Raw genomic sequence first — 2,724 nt, forward strand, 5'->3', positions numbered from 1 at the left:
TTATCACCGTTGAAAATCGCGCTATTTTTTTAAACCAGCTCACCCTTATTTATTGCTTTGTGAAAATAGAAAGTCTTTTTCAGCTTTCGTTAGTGATTCGTAACCCGATTTGGAAATTTTATCCAAAATTTTGTCAATTCGCTCCTGACGGGCTTTCGTATCCATATTGTATTCCTCATCCGATTTCACGGTTCTTCCCCCGGATTGAACTTTCATTTTCGTGCGTTTCTTTCTGCCTGAAAAATAAGTCAGGATGCGTTGATGAAGAGATTCTGTCCAGTTAATAATATTCGAAGAAGAATGCAGGTTTTGAATCGATAAAAACCCAACCAGGGCTCCTCCCAAATGCGCAAAATGGGCTGTTCCGTCACTGTCCATGGTTTGTACTAAATCTCCAACCAGGTACAAAATGGCAATGACGTAAATCTTCACAGGAAGAATCCCGAAAAGATTGATCGTGATATTTGGCCTGTAGAAAGCAATCGCTATGAACAATGCCATAATCGACCCGGAAGCACCGACTACAATAGCATCCATCCCGGAAAATTGATGGGCAATCAATTCGCAAAAACCGCCAAAAATTCCACCGACAATGTATACGTGCAGCATTCTTCTGTCGGAAAAGAACTGTCTGAACAAACTTCCTGCAAAATAGAGGAAAAGCATGTTGAACAGGAAGTGCAGGAATCCGAAATGCGTGAAAATGCTGGTGATCAATCCGTAAGGTGCGTAAGCAAAATCGCCCAGATTTGTCTGTAATGCGAAAATTTTGATTCGAATAACATCAATCCACCCATTTTGAGTGGTTCTTCCGATCAAATCAAGAAGGATCATCAGTAAAAACACTACTGAATTCGCGAAAATTAATTTGATGTGCATTCCACCGAAACGCAGCTGAAATTTAATTTCCTCAGATAAAGTTCTATCGTTACTCATTGTGATAATTAATAAAAGTTTTTACCCTTTTTTCTCCAGATTAAAACCATGATTGCTCCAACAATTGCGCCGCCAACGTGAGCAAGATGCGCTACATTGTCGCCTACATTGTTTTGGAAACTGCTGTAAACTTCCAGTAAGAAATAGCCACCGATCAGCCATTTTGCTTTCAAAGGAATCGGAGGGAAAATTAGCATCAATTCTGTGTTCGGGAATAAAATAGCAAAAGCAGCCAGTAATCCGAAAATCGCTCCGGAAGCACCAACCATTGGAGTGTACGATTTAATAGTGTATTCGGTAATGGCATCCAATTGGTTCATGGAAGTAGCCCCGTGTTCGAAAACGTACTGTCTGATTTCATTGATCGTTTCCAGGGAATAACTGCGCTCCCGGATCAAACCGTTCACTCCAGCCATGATTTCATTGCTTCCAATGATGTTTTTGTATTCCAAAATCTGGATATATCCGACAAAATTGTACAAAAGAACTGATCCTAATGCAGCGGCCACATACAATATGAAATATCTTTTTGCTCCCCAAAGTCGCTCGAGAAAACTGCCGAACATTACCAGGATATACATATTCATAAAAATGTGCAAAAAGCCACCATGCATAAAGAAATGAGTCACTAACTGGTAAGGCTGAAACAATGGAGTTCCGAAATAATGGGCTCCTAACAAACTACCTAAATCAACACCATGTCCCTGGTACTCAAAAAACAATGTCAATAGAAACATTGCAATATTCAGCAGGAGCAAATTTTTCGTGACGGGCTGTATATTTCCAAACATAAAGTCTATTTAAAATAATTGAATTAATTCTTCATTCGAAATCTGTGCAATGATGCGCTTGCCGGAAGGGGAAAACGTGTGCTCATCTGCTTCAAACAAACGGGATATAAAGTCGGAAATTGCCTCCTGGTTACCGGGAATTTTAAAAGACATACTTCCGGCAAAGGCAATTTGCGATAAAACCGTGTGTGCAATCTCGCCTTTATCGAGTGTTCCCATTTGCAATTGCTCCAAAATTTTGTCAACGCAAGACAAAAGTGTTGATTCATCCAGGATTTCCGGAATTCCGTTGATATGCAATTCCTGTTCTGCCCATGACCAGTTAAACCCGATTCTGGAAAGCGTTTTTTGGTGCTCGTTCCAAGCCAGTTGTTCCTGTTTGGAGAGTTTTTTCTCCATGGGAAAAATAAGTTGCTGTGAAGCAAGCGGATTGACGAAAAAACCGCGCATCATCTCGTCATACAACATGCGCTCATAAGCTCTGCGGTAATGAAACACCAATAGTCCTTCCGGAATCGAACCGATGATAAATGAACCTTTCAGGATAAACGGACCGACAGATTTCACCGTTTCTACTTCGATTTGAATCTGAACAGGTGTTTCTTCCGCTTCCTTGTTAACAGATTCCGTATTCCACAATTCATCCAAACTGGAAGATTGAAACTGGGATCCGAAACCGGCATTATTCAAAGCAGTTGAAAAACCATTGCTTTTAAAACCAGAACCGGTACTTCCTGAGCTTGTTTTCGCTCCCGATAATTGTCCTTCCCGCGTGTTTTCCAGATGAAAGGGGTTGTAATTTTTGTCTACCCGGATTTCAGGCATCACCGGTGTTTGATTCGCCATAGATAAAGGCAGATCGAACTCACTTTCACGGTCAAAATCCAGTGTAGGAGTAATATTGAATTTCCCGAGTCCCAAACGAACAGCACTTCGGATAATGCTGTAAATGGCTTTGTCTTCTTCGAACTTAATCTCTGTTTTGGTCGGATGCACA

General features: G+C 40.9%; 3 protein-coding genes. All 3 read right to left on the reverse strand.

The annotated features are described in order from the left end of the window. Nucleotides 1–45 precede the first annotated feature (45 nt). Nucleotides 46–936 (reverse strand): rhomboid family intramembrane serine protease, encoded by an 891-nt coding sequence (locus Q1V93_RS02625; protein WP_300661036.1) that lies wholly within the window; start codon nucleotides 934–936, stop codon nucleotides 46–48. A gap of 8 nt (nucleotides 937–944) precedes the next feature. Next, entirely contained in the window at nucleotides 945–1,673 is a 729-nt protein-coding gene (locus Q1V93_RS02630) for a rhomboid family intramembrane serine protease (protein WP_300661039.1), read from the reverse strand. Between the two features lie 63 nt (nucleotides 1,674–1,736). After that, nucleotides 1,737–2,724 (reverse strand): hypothetical protein (locus tag Q1V93_RS02635; RefSeq protein WP_300661041.1); only part of this gene is annotated, 988 nt, incomplete at its 5' end.

The sequence above is a fragment of the Fluviicola sp. genome, assembly GCF_030151805.1.
Lineage (GTDB): Bacteria > Bacteroidota > Bacteroidia > Flavobacteriales_D > Crocinitomicaceae > Fluviicola.

Excerpts from the sequence above, each read along its gene's own strand:
- Q1V93_RS02625 (WP_300661036.1), bottom strand. The coding sequence starts at position 936 with ATGAGTAACGATAGAACTTTATCTGAGGAAATTAAATTTCAGCTGCGT.
- Q1V93_RS02630 (WP_300661039.1), bottom strand. The coding sequence starts at position 1,673 with ATGTTTCTATTGACATTGTTTTTTGAGTACCAGGGACATGGTGTTGAT.